Genomic DNA, 21011 nt, shown 5'->3' with positions numbered 1-21011 from the left:
ACGCGCAATCAGCGCGCGGGCGTGATGTCCTTCGGAAGAACCGTCGGGTCCTGCCCCTTGCCGGCGTTGCTCCAGGCATGGCGCGTATAGCTGATGACCGCTGCGATCTCGACATCGTTGAGCTGCCCGCCGAACGCCGCCATGGCGGTGCCGGGCTTGCCCTTCAGCACGGTGTTGATCTGCTCCCCCTTGGGGCCCAGAACAACCTTGTCTCCGTCGAGCGGCGGGAAGGAACCGGGAATGCCCTTGCCGTTGGCCTGGTGGCAGGCCACGCAATTTGCCGCGAAAACCTTTTCGCCGCGGGCAACCAGTTCAGCTTCCGTCCACTCTTTATTGGGATCGTCGGCGTTTGCCGCCATCTTCTTCTTTTGGTCTTCAACCCACTTATCGTAGTCGGGCTGCGCCAGGACTTCCACGACGATGGGCATGAAGGCGTGGTCCTTGCCGCACAATTCCGCGCACTGGCCGCGATAGATGCCAGGCTTTTCGGCGTTGAACCAGGTGTCGCGCAGGAACCCGGGAATGGCGTCCTGCTTCACGCCGAAGTCCGGAACCATCCACGAGTGGATGACGTCGGCCGCCGTGAGAACGATGCGGATCTTCTTGTTGGCGGGGACGACCAGGTGGTTGTCCACTTCCATCAGATAGAACTCGCCCTTGGGCTCGCGGTTCTCGATCTGGGCGCGAGGCGTGGAAAGCGTGGAGAGGAACTTGATGCCGGCGGCCGAACCGTCCAGATATTCGTAGCCCCACTTCCATTGATAGCCGGTGACCTTGACGGTCAGGTCCGCGCTGGAAGTGTCTTTCATGGCGACGACCGTCTTGGTGGCCGGCAGCGCCATGGCGATGACGATGATGAAGGGGATGACAGTCCAGGCGACTTCGACGCCCAGGTGTTCGTGGAAGGTCGCCGCCTTGTGGCCGCGGGACTTCCGGTGCGCCCAGATGGAGTAGAACATCACTCCAAAGACGCCGATGAAAATCACAATACAGATCGTGAGCAGCAACCAATGCAGCCACATGATGTCGCGCGAAATCGCGGTGACGCCTTCATGCAGGTTCAGCTGATTGACCTTCGGACCGCCGGGCATGTTTTGCACCTGGGCACCGGCCACGCCGCCAATCAGCATCGCACAAGCCCCCAGTATCCCTCTCCACTTCTTCATGCTTACCTCGAAATACGGCGCGAAGGCCCATTTGCTGGTGGCGGAAGTCACCGGAATACGGGCAACACGCAATTATTAGATGGCAGGGCGATGCAGGGAGATAGAGCGGCCCTGTCGTTCCCTCTCGAAATCACAAAGAAACTGGCGGATTATAGCGGACGCGCAAACAGATGTAATTTAGTGCTCTTGAATTCATGCGGCCCGCCCCCATGTGCGCTCGCCCCTTGACTACGGGCCGTAAACCGGGTGGCTTAAAATCGCCAGCAACCTCATCTCCTTGGCGCCACGATGCAAAAGCAGTTGCCCGATTTGTATGCCGCCCTGTGCGCCCGCGCGCAGGAGCCCGCCCCAGAAGGCGCGCGCGCTTTATATATAGCGGGGCGCCGCTGCGGCTGGGCCACGCACGCAGCCTGCGACGCGCTGCGCGATGCGCCGCAAACGCACGCGGACGACACGGCGCTGCGTATCGGCGAGGGCCTTGCCCCCGGCAATGCGCTGGACGCCGTGCTGGAACAGGCCGCGGAACTGTTGCGCCAAGCCAACTGCCTGCGCGGCTGGCGCGATGAATTGCTGGACGTTCTGGATGGCGACGAGCCGCTGGGCGTCATCGAACGCGCAGCAGTGCGGCCGCTCGGTCTGTTGACCAAGGCCGTGCATCTGAATGCGTGGACGCCCGACGGCAAGCTGTGGGTCGCCCGGCGCTCGCTCAGCAAGTCGACCGATCCCGGTATGTGGGACACGCTGGTCGGCGGACTGGCAGGAAGGGGCGAGGATCTGGAACTGGCGCTGGTGCGCGAATGCGGCGAAGAAGCCGGCCTGGACGAACCCGACCTCGCGCGCCGCACGCCGCTGCGCACGATTTTGCGCATCCACCGCCGGCTGCCCGAGGGCTATCAGGTGGAAGATGTGCTGACCAGCACGTGCATCCTGGCGCCGGACGCGCAGCCCGCCAACCGTGATGGCGAGGTCATGGAAATCGCCACGGTCGATGTCGCGACGGCCTTGCACCATATCGCCGAAGGCGAGTTCACGCTGGAAGCGGCCCTGGTGCTGGTCGAAGACATCATGCGGCGCCAGGCCGCCGGCGACATCACGATCTGAATCGCTGAATCGGGTCACGCCTACGGGGCGGGCCCAGTCACCTTCATATGAAACTGCCGGCACGCGCACGGTGGCGCGCCCGGCAGAGTGCGGCTAGCGGGACGCTGGTTCCGGCGTTCCCAGCACGGGGCCGCTCGGCGCAGCGGCGCCCGGCGCGTCGGCGCCCTGGGCGTTCGCGTCCGGGGCATTGGCGTCCGGCGCGCTGGCAACGGGTGCATTGGCAACCGGGGCCTTGACACCAGGGGCACCGGCGCCCGACGCATTGGCGCCCAGCACCTCTCCGCCGTCAGCCGGCTCGCCGCGCAGTTCACGCGCCGCCCGCAGGTCCTCGCCTTCCGGCGGCCCCCCTGCGCCGGCCGCTTCCGCCGCTTCGGCCGCCTGCGCGGAGCTAGGCCCCGCCACCGGCGCGGGCGTGGCCGCCGCCGCCGCGGAAGCCTGCGAAAACTGCTTCCAGACTTCAATCGCCCGCAGACGCTGCTTGGCCACGACCTGAATGCGATCGCGCAGGTTTTCGTCGCGGGCCAGCAGCGCATGGAAATCGCGCGAGGACAGCATCAGCAGCTTGCTGTACCCCAGCGATGTCACGTCCGGCGTCAGTTGCTCTTCGCCCAAAAGACCCAGTTCGCCAAAGAATTCGCCGCTACCCAGCTCGATCATGGTGTTGTCGGGCAGATGGACCGCCACCGCGCCCGATGCCACAAAGCACATCTCCTCGCCGTGCCGCCCCTTGGTCAACACCCGCTGGTCGGGCAGGGCCAGGCGCGGCTTGAGCAGCTTGCTGATGGCGCGCAGCGAATCGGGCGACAGGCCTTCAAAAAGCGGCACGCGCTTGATGAGTTCGGCCGCACTCATTTCGATGTCCAGCGGCGGATGCTTGTCGATGTGCGCCCAGCGGCTTTTCAGTTGCTCGGTCAGGTCGGCATAGACCTCGCCGCTGATCAGGAACTGCTCAAGCATGTCGCGGTAGCGGATGCGTTCAAGCTCGCGCGCCACGCGGCCCAAGTAACTTTCCTGCAGCCATTGGGCGTACGACGGATATTGCAGGTTCAGCGCCTGCATCGCGTTCTCGATCAGGTCCAGGCGGCGCTGATGCAGCGACACGATGCGCTGCGTGGCCTCTTCGCCCAGCAGCGGCGTGATCTGTTCGCGGGCAAAGCCGATCAGGCGCTGCGCGACCGACCGCTTGCTCATCAGGTTGGCAAAACGCTGGCCCAGTTCCCGCGCCAGCCAGCCCTGGAATCCAAATACGTAGTGCAGCCGAAGCGCCAGCCGGAAGCCCGTCGAATAGCGGACGTCGGCAGCAATGGCGCGCTCGAAGCCCTCCACGCCGCCCAGCCGGATGGCGTCTTCCAGCCGCTCGGCCCGCGCCAGCAGCGTTTCCGCCATGCGCCAGTCCACGATCTGCGCTTTCAGGATGTCGAAGAACATTTCCTCTTCGCGCTGCGCCACGATCGCCAAGCCCACGGCCACGCGCTGCTCGTCGGTCATCTGGCTGACCCGGCCGTCGTGCACGCTGGCCAGGCTGGCGTCGAACACCGCACGGATGCGGTCACGCACTTCGTTCCCGATATGCTCGGCCTTGGCCACTTCCTCGGTCTTGCCCTGCAGGTCTTCCAGCGCCACGGCCAGCACCTGGTTGCGGATGGTGCGCTCGACGGGCGACAACTGGTTCAGCCCCAGCATCCGGATCAGCGGCCGCAGGCTGATGCCGTTGACGAACAAGGTCATCAGCACAAAGCCCGTCGTCGCCACGGCAATGAACTGGCGCGCCTCTTCGGGCACGCCGGTCTGTTCGGTCACCGCCAGCGCCAGCGCCAGCGACACGGCGCCGCGCAGGCCGCCCCACAGCATCACCACCTTGTACGGATTGCTGACCTTGGTGCCCAGCCGCGTCAGACCCAAAAGCGGCAGCAGCCCGAACACCACAATCGCACGCGCCACCAGCGTCACCACGAACACCACGCCCACCAGCACCAGTTCCTGCCAATCGGCCGCCGCCATCAGCTTGGGGATCAGCATCGCCGCAAACAGGAAGATGAGGGAGTTGGCCCAGAAGCCAAACTGCTCCCACGCGCTGGACAGATGCTCGAAGGTGGTCGGCGACATGCGCGTGCGGCCGGTGGAACCCACCACCAGGCCCGCGATCACCGTGGCCACCACGCCCGAGACGTTCAGGTAATGCTCGGAGATGAAGAAGGACAGGTAGGCCAGCGTCAGGGTCAGCGTGATCTCGGCGGTAGGAAAGCCGCGCAGCCAGGCAAACAGGAAGCAGGCCAGACGCCCCATCGCAAAGCCGGCCACGCCGCCGCCGATGAAGTGCACGATGAAGTCGTTGAAGATGCCGCTGACGGACAATTCGCCCTTGCCGCTCAGCACCGCCAGCAGCACCGAATACAGCGCGATGGACGCCGCATCGTTGAACAGGCTCTCGCCCTCGACCAGCGTGGTCAGGCGCTTGGGCGCGCCCACTTCGCGAAAGATGCCGACCACCGCCACCGGGTCGGTCGTGGCCACGATGGCGCCGAGCAGCAAGCACACCACCAGCCCATAGGGCGAGATGGCGTCCAGCGTCACGCCGACCACAACCGTGCAAACGACCACGGCCACGATGGCCATCATCAGGATCGGACCGATGTCGTCCATCAGACGCCGCACGTTCATCGACAGCGCCGTCTCAAAGAGCAGCACCGGCAGGAACACCATCAGGAAGGTCTCTGACGAGATCTCGAAGCGCTCCAGCGAATCGAGAAAGTCGCCGATCCAGGCCGGCGCCCAGCCGTGCACGTGAATCACGATCCCGAGCAGACAGCCAACGATGGCGAGCAGCACCGAATAGGGCAGCTTGACGCGGCCGGCCAGGGGCGGCATGAAGCAGACCAGCGTGAGCAGGCCCGCAAGACCAAATACAAGAAAACCAACATCCATGGGTAGCGCCGCGTCCCGATCGTAGTGCGTGTGGAAAGTTCCACAAGAATAGCGGCTTTTTTCCGACGCTCGCGGCCGGGGCGTGACGGGAATCGAGGAGAATGCACGTTTCGTTACCCCAATGGACGCTTGCGAAACGTGCCGCGCCATGTTTTTTGGGTAATGTGGCATCACGCGAACTTTTGCAGGAGCGGCACGTGGCACGCATCCACACCTTGACCCGGCGCCACGACGCGCCCGCGATGCTCGTCCAGTTGACCGATAGCCATCTGTTCGGCGAGCCCGAAACGTCGATGCTGGGCGTCAATACCGACGCGAGCCTGCGCGCCGTGCTGCGCCAGATCGAGGCCGATGGCAAACATCCCGACCTGCTGCTCGCCACCGGCGACCTGTCGCAGGATGGCGAGGCCGCGGGCTACCAGCGCTTTGCGCGCATCCTGTCCGAATCGGCCGCGCTGGATCGTGCAACGATCCGTTGCCTGCCGGGCAATCACGATCAACCGTCCGTCCTGCGCCAGGAATTGTCCGACTGGTCGATGCCGGTGACGGACGTGGGCGCATGGCGCGTCGTCACGCTGGACACGACGGTGCCCGGCTCGAACGCCGGCCATCTGTGCAATAGCGAACTCGACATGCTGGAAGCGGCGCTGGCCCAGGCGCCCAACCGCCACACGCTGGTGGCGATGCACCACAACCCGATGCAGATCGACAGCCACTGGCATGACTCGATGATGATCGACAACCCGCAGGCGCTCTTCAAGCTGCTGGCGCGGTTTCCGCAGGTGCGCGTGCTGCTGTGGGGCCATGTGCACCACGAGTTCGACCGCCGCCGCCACAACCTGCGCATGCTGGCCACGCCGTCCACATGCTTTCAGTTCAGCATCCGCGACGGCAAGCACATCGTCGACAACATGGCGCCGGGCTACCGGTGGATCAAGCTTTATCAGGATGGATCGATGGCGACCGGCGTGCGTCGCGTGCAGGACGCCCTGTGGCACACCGCGCTGCAACCGCCAGACAGCGCGCGCGCGGCTTGATCTGTCCGAGGACGGCGTCGAAACAGGCGCCGTTTTTTATGGGCGCTACGTTCCGAGCGCGCATAAAAAACGGGGCACCGATATGCTAGGTGCCCCGCAAGCATCCGTCTCATAGGGGAGGGGAAAGAGGAGAAGCCGAGACGGATGACAAGACTGCTAACCGAAGTTTGCGGTCTACATGAAGTTAGGCGGCGCCTTCCTCATTAAGTTTCTGCGAACGCAGAAAATTTGCCCCCGAATTTGTATCAATTTATTGGCCGTCCCGTTGTCATCGGCCGGCTGTTGAAAGCGGCGCGCAATGTCAGGCGCCAAAGAAAAAGGCCGCAATGAGCGGCCTTTGTCATGCGCGGGGCAGCAATCACGAGGCGAGGTTGCCGCGCATCTTCTTGAGCGCCGCCGCTTCGATCTGGCGAATGCGTTCGGCCGACACGCCGAACTCTTGCGCAAGCTCGTGCAGGGTGGCGCCGCCGTCGTCCTGCAGCCAGCGGGCTTCGACGATGCGGCGCGAGCGCGGATCCAGCGCTTCAAGCGCGGTGGTCAGGCCGGCGCTTTGCAGGTGATCGCGCGCAGCGCGCTCCAGCACGCGCGTGGGTTCCTGGCGGCCTTCGTCGGACAGGTAGGCGATCGGCGCATAGCTGTCGTCGTCGTCGTCCTGGTTTTCCAGCGACATGTCGCGGCCGGACATGCGGACTTCCATTTCGCTCACGTCTTCGTTGCGCACGTTCAGCTCGCGAGCGATGTGGTCGACCTGCTCGGGATCCAGGGTCTGGCCGTCGGGACGCATGCTGCGCAGATTGAAGAACAGTTTGCGCTGCGCCTTGGTCGTGGCCACCTTGACCAGCCGCCAGTTGCGGATGATGTATTCGTGGATTTCGGCCTTGATCCAGTGAACCGCGAAGGACACCAGGCGCACGCCGCGCTCGGGGTCGAAACGCTTGACGGCCTTCATGAGGCCGACGTTGCCTTCCTGGATGAGGTCGGCGTGGGGCAGGCCGTAACCCAGATACTGACGGGCCACGGACACCACGAGACGCAGGTGCGAAAGAATCAGCTCGCGGGCGGCGCCCAGATCTTCCTGGTCGCGCAGGCGGCGGCCGAGTTCCGTTTCGCGATCCGCGGACAACACCGGCAGGCGGTTGACCGCGGAAATATAAGCGTCGATCGTACCGAGAGCGCCCGGATTGGCGATGGCCAACGCCAGAGCGTTGCCGGAGGCGGTCAACGAGGTACTGGGTTGCTTCATAGCGGGGGTCTCCGGATGGCGAGAAAACGACATGAATTCGATGTTAGCACTCAAGTAATAGGAGTGCTAATTCGACTGTTGCGACGCGTCAAAGTTTCATTTCCGCGACGCGTCCCCGTTTATTCGAGAACCGGCCGGGGCTACCACCCGAGGCGCTTCAGCCCTTCGGCGGTGGCTTCGCCGTCCGGACGGATGAAGAGCGCGCCGCGCGGGTCCATGAAGACCTGGTAACGGGCCCCGTCGAACAGGGGCATGTAGGCGCCGCTGCCAAATTGGACATCGACAAAGGGGAACCAGTTCGGAAAACTTTTCTTCAGGGATCCGAGGTCCGGCGCGGGCCAGTCGTCCAGGGGATGCACCGAACGCGTGGCCGTCGCTTCGCGGGCGGCATCGCTGTAGCGGCCCGACAGGCGCTCCAGCCGATACAGGGGCGGCACGCCGGCCATGAGCGCCGGCAGTTTCCAGCGCACGACCCGGGCGTCGATCTGCCACTGGTCGCCGTAAAGTACATATTGCTTGTCGCCGATGCCCGGGGCGTTGGCGTTGACCTGGAACTGACCCTCGGCCTGTTGGCGGATGTCGATGCGGGCGACCGGCTGGTCGGTGGTCAGGCGAACGAACTGCACCAGCGACAGCGCGAGCAGGCCCGATACGCATCCCAGGCATACCAGCAGCAGGCCGCATGCGCGGCGCACCGGCCGGAACTGGAACATGCGGCGTCCGCGTTCGTCGCGGGGACCACCCCTGCCCAGCAGCATGACGATGCCGGGCAACAGGACGATGACGGCGCCCAGCAGGATCCAGGCGAAGGGAGCAATTCCGTTGATCAAATCAGGCGTTCCTATTCAAGCCGCCGCGTCGTACAGCGCGGCGGGCGCAGGAAGCCGCCACCCGCCGCGGCAGGCATCCCAGTATAGAAGCGCGTCTTCAGGCGTCCGGTTTTCCAAGCCGTTCGACGTGAAACCGGATGTGATCCTCGATGAACGTCGAGATGAAGTAATAGCCGTGGTCGTAGCCGGCTTGGCGACGCAAGGTGAGCGGCTGTCCGGCGGCGGCGCAGGCCGCCTCGAATACCTCGGGATACAACTGTTCAGCCAGAAACTGGTCGGCTTCGCCCTGGTCGATGAGGATGCCGCCGGGGAAGGGCTGCTGCAGTCCGCGCATCAGGGCGGACGCATCGTAGGCCGCCCAGTCTTCGGATTGCGCGCCCAGGTAAGCGCCGAACGCCTTTTTGCCCCACGGGCATTGGCTGGGCGCCGCGATCGGTGCAAACGCCGACACCGAACGGAACTTGCCGGGATTGCGCAGCGCCAGCACCAGCGCGCCGTGGCCGCCCATGGAGTGCCCGAAGATGCCGGTTCGCGAGGCATCCCCCGGCAGTGCGCCGCCGGTGACGATGCCGTGCAGTTCCTGCGTGACGTAGCTGTACATGCGGTAGTGATCGCGCCATGCAGTAGTGGTGGCGTCGACATAGAAGCCGGCGCCGGTGCCCAGGTCCCAGCTTTCGTCCTCGCCGGGCACGCCCGCGCCGCGGGGGCTGGTGTCGGGCGCCACCAGCATGACGCCCAATTCCGCTGCCAGCCGCTGCGCGCCGGCCTTGATCATGAACGTTTCTTCGGTGCAGGTCAGGCCCGCCAGGTAGAACAGCACCGGCACCGGGCCGTGCTCGGCCTGCGGCGGCACGTACACGGAAAACCGCATGGGCAGGCCGATCTCGGTGGAGTCGTGGCGGTAGTAGCGCTGCGTGCCGCCGAAGCACCGATGCTGCGAGATGAGTTCGAGGGACGCGGCCATGGGCTTGCTCCGGAGAAGAATAAATCGAGGTGGATAAAACGTCGGCGGGTTAGGGGAATCCACGGTGCGACGTTCCGTCGCCGAATGTTAACCTGCCCCTCAATGAGCGCTCGCCACAAAAAAATACGATTCCGCGCTCAGATTGTGATCACGGCACTTGACCAGCGCCCACCGTGGCACTATTTATATACCGTGTGTGAAGACAACCCGTTCTTCCTGATACGCAAGCCCTGACACTATGGCCCGTCTGCCCCGTCTGTATGCCCCTGGGCTGCCCCAACTGGTGCAGGCCAACTTTATTCAGCCGTTGGCGGCGCCATCGCAACCCGCGCCCGCCGACATCCTGAATCAGCTCGCCACGTGGCTGGGCGAGTCGGCCCAGCGGCACCGCGTATCGGTGCATGGCTGGCTCCTCGCCAACGACCGCATCCTGCTGCTTGCCACGCCCGCAGACGAAGAAGGCCTGCCGCGGCTGATGCAGACGCTGGGCCGCAATCTTGCGGCGCGGCTGCGCGGCGGGCGGGTGTTCGCCGGCCGTTACCGGTCGGCGCTGCTGGAACCCGGCGCGTGGGTGCTGCCCTCGCTGGTCTGGCTGGAAACGTATCCGGTTCGCAGCGGGGCTTCGCAGGACCCCGATTCGTGGCCCTGGTCGTCCGCGTCCAGCCATACCGGCAACACCAGCGCCGCGCCGGCCCAATGGCAGTCCGATCACGCCGACTACTGGGCTTGCGGCAACACGCCGTTCGACCGGCAGGCCAATTACCGCAAGCGGCTTCAGGATGGGCTGTCGCGCGAGGAAACCCAACGCATCGACCAGGCGGTCTCTGGCCAGTGGGCGCTGGGCGGTCCCAGCTTTATTGCCAGCCTGGCTCATACGGCCAGCCGGCGTGTGGCGCCCGGCCAGCGTGGCCGGCCCCGCAAGAAACCGGCCGCGGCGCCCGCGGACAATGAGTCCAGCCCGCCGACGCCACCGACCACCACACCACCGGTCAACAACTCCTGACCCCCCGACCCGCCATCACGGCGGGTTTTGTTTGTCTGCGTCCGGACATTGCGGTGCCGCGCTGCCGCCGCAAGGCATTCGGGCAACCCGCGGAGTCGGCGCCGCAAAAACACGATCTGCTCGTGCGCTTGACTCACATCATCGAGGGACCTGCGCGACGACAAGGTGCAATTTCGCCACACCTGAGGTTGATCGCGCACAGAAAAACATGCCTTTAAATAGGGACGTATAGCGTGATTTTGCACCGCTTTGGACGCCCGAGTCACTGCGACAAAAGACCTGCTCCGGCGACAGCCAATAACGGCGCGGCCGGTGTTATGTCCCTATATTCACGCACTATGACGGCGCACCTATTTAATTAGGGTCATACCCCGTTTGTTCCTGTTGCACCCTACTTGCGTCGGGGGTATTGTCCGACTCCTGCACTGCAACATTAGACGCAGGCCCACTGCGGAGCGCGCCATGCCCCAAATTACCCCGACCGAATCCTGTCCCACCTCCAAGGCAGTTGCCATCGATGCGACCCGCATCGGCCTGCCTTCGGCCCAGGGCCTGTACAACCCCAAGAACGAACATGATGCCTGCGGCGTCGGCTTCGTTGCCCACATCAAGGGCAAGAAAAGCCACGCGATCATCCAGCAGGGTCTGAAGATTCTTGAGAACCTGGACCACCGCGGCGCGGTCGGCGCAGACAAGCTCATGGGCGACGGCGCAGGCATCCTGATCCAGATCCCCGACACGCTGTACCGCGACGAACTCAGCCAGCAAGGCATCATCCTGCCCCCGCCCGGCGAGTACGGCGTGGCCATGGTGTTCCTGCCCAAGGAAACGGCCTCGCGCCTGGCCTGCGAACAGGAACTGGAGCGCTCGGTGCGCGCCGAGGGCCAGGTCGTGCTGGGCTGGCGCGACGTGCCGGTGGATGTCGACATGCCCATGTCGCCCACCGTCCGCGACTGCGAACCCGTGATCCGCCAGCTGTTCATCGGCCGCGGCGCCGACGTGATGGTGCCGGACGCGCTGGAACGCAAGCTCTACGTCATCCGCAAGACCGCCAGCCACGCCATCCAGAACATGCATCTGGCGCACGGCAAGGAATACTTCGTGCCCTCGGCCTCGGTGCGTACCGTGGTCTACAAGGGCCTGCTGCTGGCCGATCAGGTCGGCCGCTACTACCGCGACCTGGCCGACACCCGCACGGTGTCCGCGCTGGCGCTGGTCCACCAGCGTTTCTCGACCAACACGTTCCCCGCCTGGCCGCTGGCCCACCCGTACCGCATGATTGCCCACAACGGCGAAATCAATACGGTGAAGGGCAACTTCAACTGGCTGCGCGCCCGCGAAGGCATGATGCAGTCGGCCGTGCTGGGCGACGATCTGAAAAAGCTGTACCCCATCGTCTACGAAGGCCAGTCGGACACCGCGACGTTCGACAACTGCCTGGAACTGCTGGTGAATTCGGGCTACTCGCTGGCCCACGCCATGATGATGATGATCCCGGAAGCCTGGGAACAGCACACGCAGATGGACGAAAGCCGCCGCGCTTTCTATGAGTACCACGCCGCCATGATGGAGCCGTGGGACGGCCCCGCCGCAGTCGCGTTCACCGATGGCCGCCAGATCGGCGCCACGCTGGACCGCAACGGCCTGCGTCCTGCCCGCTACCTGGTCACCGACGACGACATGGTCATCCTGGCTTCCGAAGCCGGCACGCTGTCGATCCCCGAAAACCGCATCGTCAAGAAGTGGCGCCTGCAGCCGGGCAAGATGTTCCTGATCGACCTGGAACAAGGCCGCATCATCGACGACGCCGAGATCAAGCTGCAGTTGGCCAACAGCCGTCCGTACCGCCAGTGGATCGAACGCCTGCAGATCAAGCTGGAATCGCTGCCCGCGCCGCGTCAGGTCGCCGTGGCCACGCAATCGGCCGTGTCGCTGCTGGACCGCCAACAGGCATTCGGCTGGACCCAGGAAGACTACAAGTTCATCCTGGAGCCCATGGCATCGAGCGGCGAGGAAGTCATCGGCTCGATGGGCAATGATGCCCCGCTGGCCGTGCTGTCGGACCGCGCCAAGCCGTTCTACAACTATTTCCGCCAGCTGTTCGCCCAGGTCACGAACCCGCCGATCGACCCGATCCGCGAACAGCTCGTGATGTCGCTGGTGTCCTTCATCGGTCCCAAGCCGAACCTGCTGGACATCAACAACGTCAACCCGCCGCTGCGCCTGGAAGTGTCCCAGCCGGTGCTGGACTTCGCCGCCATGGCGCAGATCCGCGACATCGACCAGGTCACGGGCAAGAAATTCCGCAGCTTTGAACTGGACATCACGTACCCCGCCGCCTGGGGTCCCGAGGGCATCGAAGCCCGCGTGGCGGCCTTGTGCGCGCGCGCCGTCGACGCGGTGCGCAGCGGCTACAACATCCTGATCGTGTCGGACCGCCTGGTCGACAGCGAGCGCGTGGCCATCCCTGCGCTGCTGGCCACGTCGGCCGTGCACCAGCACCTGATCCGCGCCGGCCTGCGCACCAACACGGGTCTCGTCGTCGAAACCGGTTCGGCCCGCGAAGTGCATCACTTCGCGCTCCTGGGCGGCTACGGCGCCGAAGCCATTCACCCCTACCTGGCGCTCGAATCGCTGGGCAAGATGAATGACCCCGAAAAGGCCGTGAAGAACTACATCAAGGCGCTGGGCAAGGGCCTGAACAAGGTCATGTCCAAGATGGGCATTTCCACGTACATGTCCTACACCGGCGCGCAGATCTTCGAAGCCGTTGGCCTGCAGAGCGCCCTGGTGAACAAGTACTTCACCGGCACCGCTTCCAACATCGAAGGCATCGGCATCTTCCAGGTCGCCGAAGAAGCGCTGCGCCAGCACCGCGCCGCCTTCAGCACCGACCCCGTGCTTGCCAACGACCTGGACGCCGGCGGCGAATACGCCTACCGCGTCCGCGGCGAAGAGCACATGTGGACGCCGGATTCGATCGCCAAGCTGCAGCACGCGTCGCGCGCCAACAACTACCGCACGTACAAGGAGTACGCGCAGATCATCAACGACCAGAGCCGTCGCCACATGACCCTGCGCGGCCTGTTCGAGTTCCGCTTCGACCCGTCGCGCGCCATCCCGCTGGACGACGTCGAGCCGGCCAAGGAAATCGTCAAGCGCTTTGCCACCGGCGCCATGTCGCTGGGCTCGATCTCGACCGAAGCCCACTCGGTGCTGGCCGTTGCCATGAACCGTATCGGCGGCAAGTCCAACACCGGCGAAGGCGGCGAGGACGAACTGCGCTACCGCGCCGAAATGCGCGAAGGCAAGAGCACCATCAAGGACGGCGACACGCTGGCCTCGGTGCTGGGCACGGACCGCATCGAAGCCGACGTCGAACTCAAGCGGGGCGACTCGCTGCGTTCGAAGATCAAGCAGGTGGCGTCGGGCCGTTTCGGCGTGACCGCCGAGTACCTGTCGTCCGCCGACCAGATCCAGATCAAGATGGCGCAGGGCGCCAAGCCCGGCGAAGGCGGCCAGCTGCCCGGTCACAAGGTGTCGGAATACATCGCCAAGCTGCGCTACTCGGTGCCCGGCGTGGGCCTCATCTCGCCCCCTCCGCACCATGACATCTACTCGATCGAAGATCTGGCGCAGCTGATCCACGACCTGAAGAACGTCAATTCCAAGTCCTCGATCTCGGTCAAGCTGGTGTCCGAAGTCGGCGTGGGCACGGTGGCCGCGGGCGTGGCCAAGGCCAAGGCCGACCACGTCGTGATCGCCGGCCATGACGGCGGCACGGGCGCGTCGCCGGTGTCGTCCATCAAGCACGTGGGCACGCCCTGGGAACTGGGCCTGGCCGAAACGCAGCAGACGCTGGTGCTGAACCGCCTGCGCAGCCGCATCCGCGTGCAGGCCGACGGCCAGATGAAGACCGGCCGCGACGTCGTCATCGGTGCGCTGCTGGGCGCCGACGAATTCGGCTTCGCGACCGCGCCGCTGGTCGTCGAAGGCTGCATCATGATGCGCAAGTGCCACCTGAACACCTGCCCGGTGGGCGTGGCCACGCAGGATCCCGCGCTGCGCAAGAAGTTCCAGGGCAAGCCCGAGCACGTCGTGAACTTCTTCTTCTTCATCGCCGAAGAAGTCCGTGAAATCATGGCCCAACTGGGCATCCGCAAGTTCGACGACCTGATCGGCCGCGCCGATCTGCTGGACATGCGTTCGGGCGTTGAGCACTGGAAGGCACAAGGGCTGGACTTCACCCGCGTGTTCCACCAGACGGTGTCCGACGCCGAAGTGCACCAGACCGAAGAGCAGGATCACGGTCTGGCCGGTGCGTTGGATCACCTGCTGATCGAGCGCAGCAAGCCCGCGCTGGAGCGTGGCGAGAAGGTGTCGTTCATCGTGCCGGTGCGCAACCGCAACCGCACGATCGGCGCGATGCTGTCCGGCGCCGTGGCCTCGCGCTACGGCCATGACGGCCTGCCCGACGACACCATCCACATCCAGTGCAACGGCACCGCCGGCCAGAGCTTCGGCGCGTTCCTGGCGCACGGCATCACGATGGACCTGGTGGGCGAAGGCAACGACTACGTGGGCAAGGGTCTGTCCGGCGGCCGCATCATCGTGCGCTCGCCCAACGACTTCCGCGGCTTCGGCCCCGACCACATCATTGCCGGCAACACCGTGCTGTACGGCGCGCTGGCAGGCGAGGCGTTCTTCAACGGCGTGGCGGGCGAGCGTTTCGCGGTGCGCAACTCGGGCGCAGCAACCGTCGTGGAAGGCACCGGCGATCACGGCTGCGAATACATGACCGGCGGCACCGTCGTCGTGCTGGGTTCCACCGGCCGCAACTTCGCGGCGGGCATGTCCGGCGGCGTGGCGTACGTCTGGGATCCGGACCGCACGCTCAAGCACCGTGTGAACCTGTCGATGGTGGAACTGGAATCGGTCGTGCCGCACGCCGAGCAGCAGTCGCTGAACAACATCGACATCTGGCACAGCGCGCAGCGCGGTGGCGAACGCGAGACGGACGAGTCCATCCTGCGCCGCCTGGTGGAAGATCACTTCCGCTACACCGGCAGCTACCGTGCCCGCGAAATCCTGGGCGACTGGGAAGCCTCGCGCGGCAAATTCGTGAAGATCATGCCGACGGACTACCGCCGCGCATTGGGTGAAATGTGGCGTGCAGCCAACCCGCAACAACTGGCTGCGTGAGGGATACCATGGGAAAGATCACTGGATTTATGGAATTTCAGCGTCTGCAGGAGGCCTCCGAGGCCCCGCAGAAGCGGCTGAAGAACTGGCGCGAATTCGTGCTGCACCTGACCGACGATCAGGCCAAGCAGCAGGCGGCGCGCTGCATGGACTGCGGCATCCCGTTCTGCAACAACGGCTGCCCGGTCAACAACATCATCCCGGACTGGAATGACCTGGTGTACAAGCAGGACTGGCGCCGCGCGCTGGACGTCCTGCATTCCACCAACAACTTCCCGGAGTTCACGGGCCGCATCTGCCCGGCGCCCTGCGAAGCCGCCTGTACCTTGAACATCAACAGCGACGCCGTGGGCATCAAGTCCATCGAGCACGCGATCATCGACAAGGGTTGGGCCGAAGGCTGGGTCGCGCCGCAAGTGCCGGCGCGCAAGACGGGCAAGAAGGTCGCCGTCGTGGGCTCGGGCCCGGCCGGCATGGCATGCGCGCAGCAACTGGCGCGTGCTGGCCACTCCGTGACCCTGTTCGAAAAGAGCGACCGCATCGGCGGCCTGCTGCGCTACGGCATCCCCGACTTCAAGCTCGAAAAGCACCAGATCGACCGCCGCATCTCGCAGATGGAAGCCGAGGGCGTGGAATTCGCGCCGTCGACCTACGTCGGCGATCCGAAGGATCCCGTTGCCGATGGCTTGACGGTGCGCACCCCGAAATCGCTGATGGCCGAATTCGACGCCGTCGTGATGAGCGGTGGCTCGGAAACGCCGCGCGATCTGCCGGTGCCGGGCCGCGAGCTCGACGGCGTGTACTTCGCCATGGACTTTCTGCGTCAGCAGAACAAGGCCGTGGCGGGCGACCGCCTCACCAACCAGACGCTGGCCAAGGGCAAGCACGTGGTGGTGATCGGCGGCGGCGATACGGGTTCCGACTGCGTCGGCACCAGCAACCGCCACGGCGCCGCATCGGTCACGCAGTTCGAACTGATGCCCCAGCCGCCCGAGTCCGAAAACAAGACCATGACGTGGCCGTACTGGCCGCTGAAGATGCGCACGTCGTCCTCGCACGAGGAAGGCTGCGAGCGCGACTGGTCGGTGACCACCAAGCTGCTCAAGGGCGCCAACGGCAAGGTCGAGAAGCTGGTCGGCGCGCGCGTCGAATGGTTCAAGGACGACGCCACCGGCCAGATGAAGATGCGCGAAGTCGAAGGCTCGGAGTTCGAGATCAAGGCGGATCTGGTGCTGCTGGCCATGGGCTTCGTGTCGCCGGTGCAGAACGTGCTGGACGCGTTCGGCGTGGACCGCGATGGCCGCGGCAATGTGCGCGCCAACACCGACGACTACCGCACCAATGTGGAAAAGGTCTTCACCGCCGGCGACATGCGCCGCGGCCAGTCGCTGGTCGTGTGGGCCATCCGCGAAGGCCGCCAGTGTGCGCGCTCGGTCGACGCCTACCTGATGGGAAGCAGTGAATTGCCGCGTTGATCGTATTGCGACATATCAACGCCGCCGGTTGCCTCGCGCACCGGCGGCGTTTTTTTTGCCCTTGCGTTGCGGTTAACCGCAGTTGTTGCGACATAACCACTTTCTGAAAACGGTCTTTTCACGAATTGACACACGTCAAGAACGGGGACGGGGCGGTCTGAGAACCTGTCGTCTCACCCCACACGGAAAGATCGGAGAAGAAAATGTTTTCGCTGAACGGGCGTATCCGCGCCACCGCCATTGCCGGTTTGATCGCTGCCGGCGCCTTTGCCGCTCCCGCCCACGCCCACGAAGCGGGCGACGTGCTGTTCCGCGTCGGCGTCACGCAAGTCCGCCCCTCGCAAAACAATGGCACCGTGCTCGACGGCAGCGTCAAGCTGGACGTGAACAACAACGTGCGCCCCAGCTTCACCCTCGCCTACATGGCCACCCGCAACATCGGCATCGAACTGCTCGGCGCCTGGCCCTTCCAGCATGACGTCAGCGGCAGCGGCGGCCTGGGCAAGATCGGCTCCTCCAAGCAACTGCCCCCCACGCTCAGCCTGCAATGGCACATCCTGCCCGACAGCATGATCCAGCCGTACATCGGCGTCGGCATCAACTACACCCACTTCTTCGACACCAAGGCCGAGGGCGCGCTCAAGGGCTCGAACCTGAAGCTGGGCGATTCCTGGGGCGTGGCCGCGCAACTGGGCGCGGACATCAAGATCAATGATCGCTGGTTCATGAACGCCGACATCCGCTACATCGACATCAAGTCGAAGGTGACGCTGGACGGCGAACGTGTCGGCACCGCGCGCATCGATCCGTGGGTGGCCACGGTGGGCGTTGGTTACCGCTTCTGATCGCTGGCCTGACGATGCGCGCGGCCCCGCGCGCATCTATCAATTCTGCGGCGGCGCAAGCCGGCTGCGCAGCGCCTGCAATGCCGGCGTGTCGTCGTCGGCGCGCCAGATCAGCTGGGTAAGCGCCTGCCCATGGGACCCGGACAACGCGCCCACGCGCACCGAATGCTCCGCCCCCAGCACCGCCAGCACGGACCGCGGCACGATCGCCACCCCGGTTCCCGCTGCCACACACGCCACGATGGCGTGATACGACGCAAACTCCATCACCTTGCCGGGCGCAATGCCCTCCTGGTTCAACCACGACTCCAGAATGCGCCGGTATGAGCAGCCCGCCGCAAAGGCGATGACGCTCCGGTTGCCCAGGTCTTTCGGACTGCCGATCGGATCCCACGCCAACGGCGAGATCAGCGCCAATTCCTCCCTGAACGCATCCATCGCCGCCAGTCCCTCTGCGGGGAAGGGTTGCGCCACGAAGGCAGCCTCGATCTCGTAATTGCGCACCTTGGCGGCCAATGCGCCCGAGGTGCCGGTGACCAGCTCGATCCGCACCTGCGGCCAGGCCGCGTGATAGGCCGCCAGGATGGGGGGCAGGCGGGCGGCGGCCGTGCTTTCCATGGTGCCGATGCGCAGCACGCCCTGCAGGGCGCCTTCCCGGACGGCCGCCTGCGCCTCATCGGACAGGCGCAGCAGGCGGTCGGCGTAGGACAGCAGCACGCGGCCCTGATCCGACAGCACCAGCCGGCGGTTCTGCCGCCGAAAGAGCGGCGTTCCCAGCGAGGATTCCAACTGCTTCAGGCGCGTCGACACATTGGACTGCACGCGGTTCAGATGCGCGGCGGCGCGCGCCACGCCACCCTGATCCGCGACGGTCTTGAAGATTTGCAGCGCGTCGAGATCCAAGTTTCTCATTTTGGGAACTCACGTTCTTAATAATTCACTATTCAAGATATAAGTACAGCCGTAGAGTAGGCTCCATGTCAACGCCTGCTTTCCCTTCCCCCCACCCCTCGGCCAGCGCCGCAAGCCTGGCTTGGCCCGCGGCGCTTGCGCTGGCGGCGGCCATGGGCATCGGCCGCTTCGCCTTCACGCCGTTATGGCCGCTGATGGCGCAGGAGTCCGGCCTGTCGCTGGCGCAGGGCGGCTGGATGGCGTCGGCCAATTACGCGGGCTATCTGTTGGGCGCGCTGGCGGCGATCGTCTGGCCGGTGCGCCGGCTGCGCATCACGCTGGCGGCCAGCCTGGCCGCCGTGGCCGCGCTGACGCTGGCCATGCCAATGCTCAACAGCGTGGCGGGCTGGTCGGTGCTGCGGCTGGCGGCCGGCTATGCCAGCGCCAGTGCCTTCATCTGCGTCGTCGCATGGCGGCCGGTGCCCGCCGGCGACCCGCGCGAGGCCGCGGCTTCGGCGGTGACGTATGCAGGCGTGGGCGCGGGCATTGCGCTGACGGGATTGGCCTGTCTGGCCTTGATGGCCTCGCACGCGAGCGCCGGCGTGACCTGGACCGCGCTGGGCGGCCTGGCGCTGGCGTTGTCCGTGGCGGCGTGGCCCGGACTCAGCCGGCAATCGCCTCCCGTGCGACGGACGGCTGCTGACGCGCCGCAAACCCGCCTGCCGCGCGGCATCGCCGCGCTGTCGCTGCACTACGGTGTCTTCGGGGTCGGCTACATCATTCCCGCCACCTTTCTGCCGGCCATGGCCAAAGAGATCTTTCCCGACCCGGCGATCTTCGGCTGGGCCTGGCCCCTTTTTGGCATGGCGGCGGCGCTGTCGTGCCTGCTGGTCCCGCGGCTGGCGCGCGGCCGAGACGACCGGCAGGTGTGGCGCGGCGCGCAGGCGCTGATGGCGGCCGGCATGCTGACCGTGGCGCTGTGGCACCACATCGCCGCCGTGATCCTGGCAGCGCTGCTGGTCGGCGGCACCTTCATGGTGATCACGCAGGCGGGCATGCTGACCGCGCGCCGCCTGTCCGGCCCGGCGGCGCCGCGGGCGGCGGCCATCATGACGGCGGCGTTTGCGGCGGGGCAGATTCTGGGGCCGTTGCTGGCCTCGTGGGCGGCGCGCTGGGGCGCCGGCCTGCCGCAGGTGCTGGCGGCCAGCGCGGCGTTGCTGGCGGCGTCGGCGTGGGCGCTGGGAAAAGTCACGACAGACGGCAATGGCGCTGGGCATAATGCCATCGGCCCTTCGGGCCAACCACACAGCAATTAGAAAGCAGGTAAAGAGGAGTTCCCAGCATGAAAGCACTACGCCCCCTGATCGCCGCCCTGGCCGCCACCGCCGCCTTTGGCGGCGCTGCCCAAGCCCAGACCGGCGAATGGCCCGCCAAACCCGTGACTATGATCGTGCCCTACGCGCCGGGCGGTTTTGCCGACACCCGCGTGCGCCTCTTGGCCCGCAAGCTGGGCGAATCGCTGGGCCAGCCCATCGTTGTCGAAAACAAGGCGGGCGCAGGCGGCGTGGTCGGCACCAACCTCATCGCCAAGGCGGCCCCGGACGGCTACACGATCGGCACGGGCAACCTGGCCCCGATGGCGGTCAACCGGTCGCTGATGAAGGAAATGCCCTACAACCCGCAAAAGGATCTGGCCCCGATCATCCTGATCGAGAACAGCCCGCTGGTCCTGAGCGTGAACAACGAACTGCCGGTCAAGACGCTGGCCGACCTGATCGCACTGGCCAAGAAGGAACCGGGCAAGCTGACCTTCGGCTCGTCCGGCGTGGGCGGCGCGCACCACTTGTCGGGCGAAATGTTCCGCGAGCAGGCCAACATCGACATCGTCCACGTGCCCTACAAGGGCGGCAGCCTGGCTGCGACCGATCTCATGGGCGGCCACATCGCGATGATGTTCGAAATGGGCTATTCCGCGCTGCCCGCCATTCAGGGCAAGAAGATCCACCCGATCGCCGTCACATCCGCCAAGCGCCTGGACGTGCTGCCCGATGTACCCACCATGGCCGAATCCGGCCTGCCGGGCTTCGAGTCCTACAACTGGCAGGGCATCGTGGCGCCCGCCGGTACGCCCGCGCCGATCATCGCCAAGCTCAATGCCGAATTCAACCGCATCCTGAAGGACCCGGATGTGCAGAAGGCCATTGCCGACACCGGCAGCCAGGCCGGCGGCGGCACGCCCGAGGAATTCGCCGCCTTCATCAAAACCGAAAGCGACAAGTGGGCGCACGTCATCAAGGCTGGAAACATCCAGCTCCAATAACCTCCCAGG

At 65.4% G+C, this 21011-nt stretch carries 14 protein-coding genes; 8 read left to right on the top strand and 6 right to left on the bottom strand.

Going from position 1 to position 21011, the window contains the following annotated elements; genetic code table 11:
- Nucleotides 1-8: 8 nt before the first annotated feature.
- Entirely contained in the window at nt 9-1166 is a 1158-nt protein-coding gene (coxB, locus tag B2W22_RS14300; protein ID WP_175137072.1) for a cytochrome c oxidase subunit II, read from the bottom strand.
- Between the two features lie 288 nt (nt 1167-1454).
- On the opposite strand from coxB, the gene B2W22_RS14295 reads away from it, so the two are divergent.
- Nucleotides 1455-2267 (top strand): NUDIX hydrolase, encoded by an 813-nt coding sequence (locus tag B2W22_RS14295; RefSeq protein ID WP_286938243.1) that lies wholly within the window; start codon nt 1455-1457, stop codon nt 2265-2267.
- A 93-nt stretch (nt 2268-2360) separates the two neighbouring features.
- On the opposite strand, the gene B2W22_RS14290 is transcribed toward B2W22_RS14295, so the two are convergent.
- Complete coding sequence (locus B2W22_RS14290; RefSeq protein ID WP_286938240.1) at nt 2361-5192, bottom strand: cation:proton antiporter; 2832 nt, start codon at nt 5190-5192, stop codon at nt 2361-2363.
- A 197-nt stretch (nt 5193-5389) separates the two neighbouring features.
- On the opposite strand from B2W22_RS14290, the gene cpdA reads away from it, so the two are divergent.
- Complete coding sequence (cpdA, locus tag B2W22_RS14285) at nt 5390-6229, top strand: 3',5'-cyclic-AMP phosphodiesterase (protein WP_175123889.1); 840 nt, start codon at nt 5390-5392, stop codon at nt 6227-6229.
- Nucleotides 6230-6587: 358 nt separating this feature from the next.
- Here the strand turns inward: cpdA and rpoH are convergent, their stop codons facing one another.
- The 3 genes from rpoH to fghA all read right to left on the bottom strand — a co-directional run bounded on the left by rpoH (nt 6588) and on the right by fghA (nt 9266).
- The gene (rpoH, locus tag B2W22_RS14280) at nt 6588-7472 is read right to left on the bottom strand and encodes an RNA polymerase sigma factor RpoH (protein ID WP_175137069.1); all 885 of its coding nucleotides are present in this window, start codon (nt 7470-7472) and stop codon (nt 6588-6590) included.
- A gap of 140 nt (nt 7473-7612) precedes the next feature.
- Nucleotides 7613-8302 (bottom strand): hypothetical protein, encoded by a 690-nt coding sequence (locus B2W22_RS14275; protein WP_105236942.1) that lies wholly within the window; start codon nt 8300-8302, stop codon nt 7613-7615.
- A gap of 97 nt (nt 8303-8399) precedes the next feature.
- Nucleotides 8400-9266: an S-formylglutathione hydrolase gene (gene fghA / locus B2W22_RS14270; RefSeq protein ID WP_286938237.1), complete on the bottom strand. Its 867-nt coding sequence runs from the start codon at nt 9264-9266 to the stop codon at nt 8400-8402.
- Between the two features lie 238 nt (nt 9267-9504).
- Here fghA and B2W22_RS14265 point away from each other — a divergent pair, with 238 nt between their 5' ends.
- The 4 genes from B2W22_RS14265 (at nt 9505) to B2W22_RS14250 (ending at nt 17791) form a co-directional block, all read left to right on the top strand.
- A complete protein-coding gene (locus B2W22_RS14265; protein ID WP_175123892.1) occupies nt 9505-10269 on the top strand; it encodes a hypothetical protein in 765 nt (254 codons plus the stop codon).
- Nucleotides 10270-10731: 462 nt separating this feature from the next.
- The gene (locus B2W22_RS14260) at nt 10732-15471 is read left to right on the top strand and encodes a glutamate synthase-related protein (protein WP_175123893.1); all 4740 of its coding nucleotides are present in this window, start codon (nt 10732-10734) and stop codon (nt 15469-15471) included.
- Between the two features lie 8 nt (nt 15472-15479).
- Nucleotides 15480-16946 (top strand): glutamate synthase subunit beta, encoded by a 1467-nt coding sequence (locus B2W22_RS14255; RefSeq protein ID WP_175123894.1) that lies wholly within the window; start codon nt 15480-15482, stop codon nt 16944-16946.
- Between the two features lie 203 nt (nt 16947-17149).
- Entirely contained in the window at nt 17150-17791 is a 642-nt protein-coding gene (locus tag B2W22_RS14250; protein WP_175123895.1) for an OmpW/AlkL family protein, read from the top strand.
- Nucleotides 17792-17830: 39 nt separating this feature from the next.
- Here B2W22_RS14250 and B2W22_RS14245 read toward each other — a convergent pair whose 3' ends face one another.
- On the bottom strand, nt 17831-18703 hold the full coding sequence (locus B2W22_RS14245; protein WP_239215077.1) for a LysR family transcriptional regulator: 873 nt from the start codon (nt 18701-18703) through the stop codon (nt 17831-17833).
- Between the two features lie 65 nt (nt 18704-18768).
- Here B2W22_RS14245 and B2W22_RS14240 point away from each other — a divergent pair, with 65 nt between their 5' ends.
- Nucleotides 18769-19998 (top strand): YbfB/YjiJ family MFS transporter, encoded by a 1230-nt coding sequence (locus B2W22_RS14240; RefSeq protein WP_286938234.1) that lies wholly within the window; start codon nt 18769-18771, stop codon nt 19996-19998.
- Nucleotides 19999-20024: 26 nt separating this feature from the next.
- Nucleotides 20025-21002, top strand: coding sequence for a Bug family tripartite tricarboxylate transporter substrate binding protein (locus tag B2W22_RS14235; protein ID WP_286938232.1), 978 nt, complete (start codon nt 20025-20027; stop codon nt 21000-21002).
- The last annotated feature ends 9 nt before the right edge of the window (nt 21003-21011 follow it).

The organism is Achromobacter sp. UBA4530 (assembly GCF_002388205.1).
Taxonomy (GTDB): Bacteria; Pseudomonadota; Gammaproteobacteria; order Burkholderiales; family Burkholderiaceae_B; genus Achromobacter; species Achromobacter animicus.
Note: the sequence above shows the minus strand (reverse complement) of the source record. Positions and strands in the feature narration are given on the sequence as shown.

Coding starts and splice junctions, on each gene's coding strand:
- fghA (WP_286938237.1), bottom strand. CDS start 9,266: ATGGCCGCGTCCCTCGAACTCATCTCGCAGCATCGGTGCTTCGGCGGC.
- coxB (WP_175137072.1), bottom strand. CDS start 1,166: ATGAAGAAGTGGAGAGGGATACTGGGGGCTTGTGCGATGCTGATTGGC.
- B2W22_RS14290 (WP_286938240.1), bottom strand. CDS start 5,192: ATGGATGTTGGTTTTCTTGTATTTGGTCTTGCGGGCCTGCTCACGCTG.
- B2W22_RS14265 (WP_175123892.1), top strand. CDS start 9,505: ATGGCCCGTCTGCCCCGTCTGTATGCCCCTGGGCTGCCCCAACTGGTG.
- B2W22_RS14235 (WP_286938232.1), top strand. CDS start 20,025: ATGAAAGCACTACGCCCCCTGATCGCCGCCCTGGCCGCCACCGCCGCC.
- B2W22_RS14255 (WP_175123894.1), top strand. CDS start 15,480: ATGGGAAAGATCACTGGATTTATGGAATTTCAGCGTCTGCAGGAGGCC.
- B2W22_RS14245 (WP_239215077.1), bottom strand. CDS start 18,703: ATGAGAAACTTGGATCTCGACGCGCTGCAAATCTTCAAGACCGTCGCG.
- B2W22_RS14250 (WP_175123895.1), top strand. CDS start 17,150: ATGTTTTCGCTGAACGGGCGTATCCGCGCCACCGCCATTGCCGGTTTG.
- rpoH (WP_175137069.1), bottom strand. CDS start 7,472: ATGAAGCAACCCAGTACCTCGTTGACCGCCTCCGGCAACGCTCTGGCG.
- B2W22_RS14240 (WP_286938234.1), top strand. CDS start 18,769: ATGTCAACGCCTGCTTTCCCTTCCCCCCACCCCTCGGCCAGCGCCGCA.
- B2W22_RS14295 (WP_286938243.1), top strand. CDS start 1,455: ATGCAAAAGCAGTTGCCCGATTTGTATGCCGCCCTGTGCGCCCGCGCG.
- B2W22_RS14260 (WP_175123893.1), top strand. CDS start 10,732: ATGCCCCAAATTACCCCGACCGAATCCTGTCCCACCTCCAAGGCAGTT.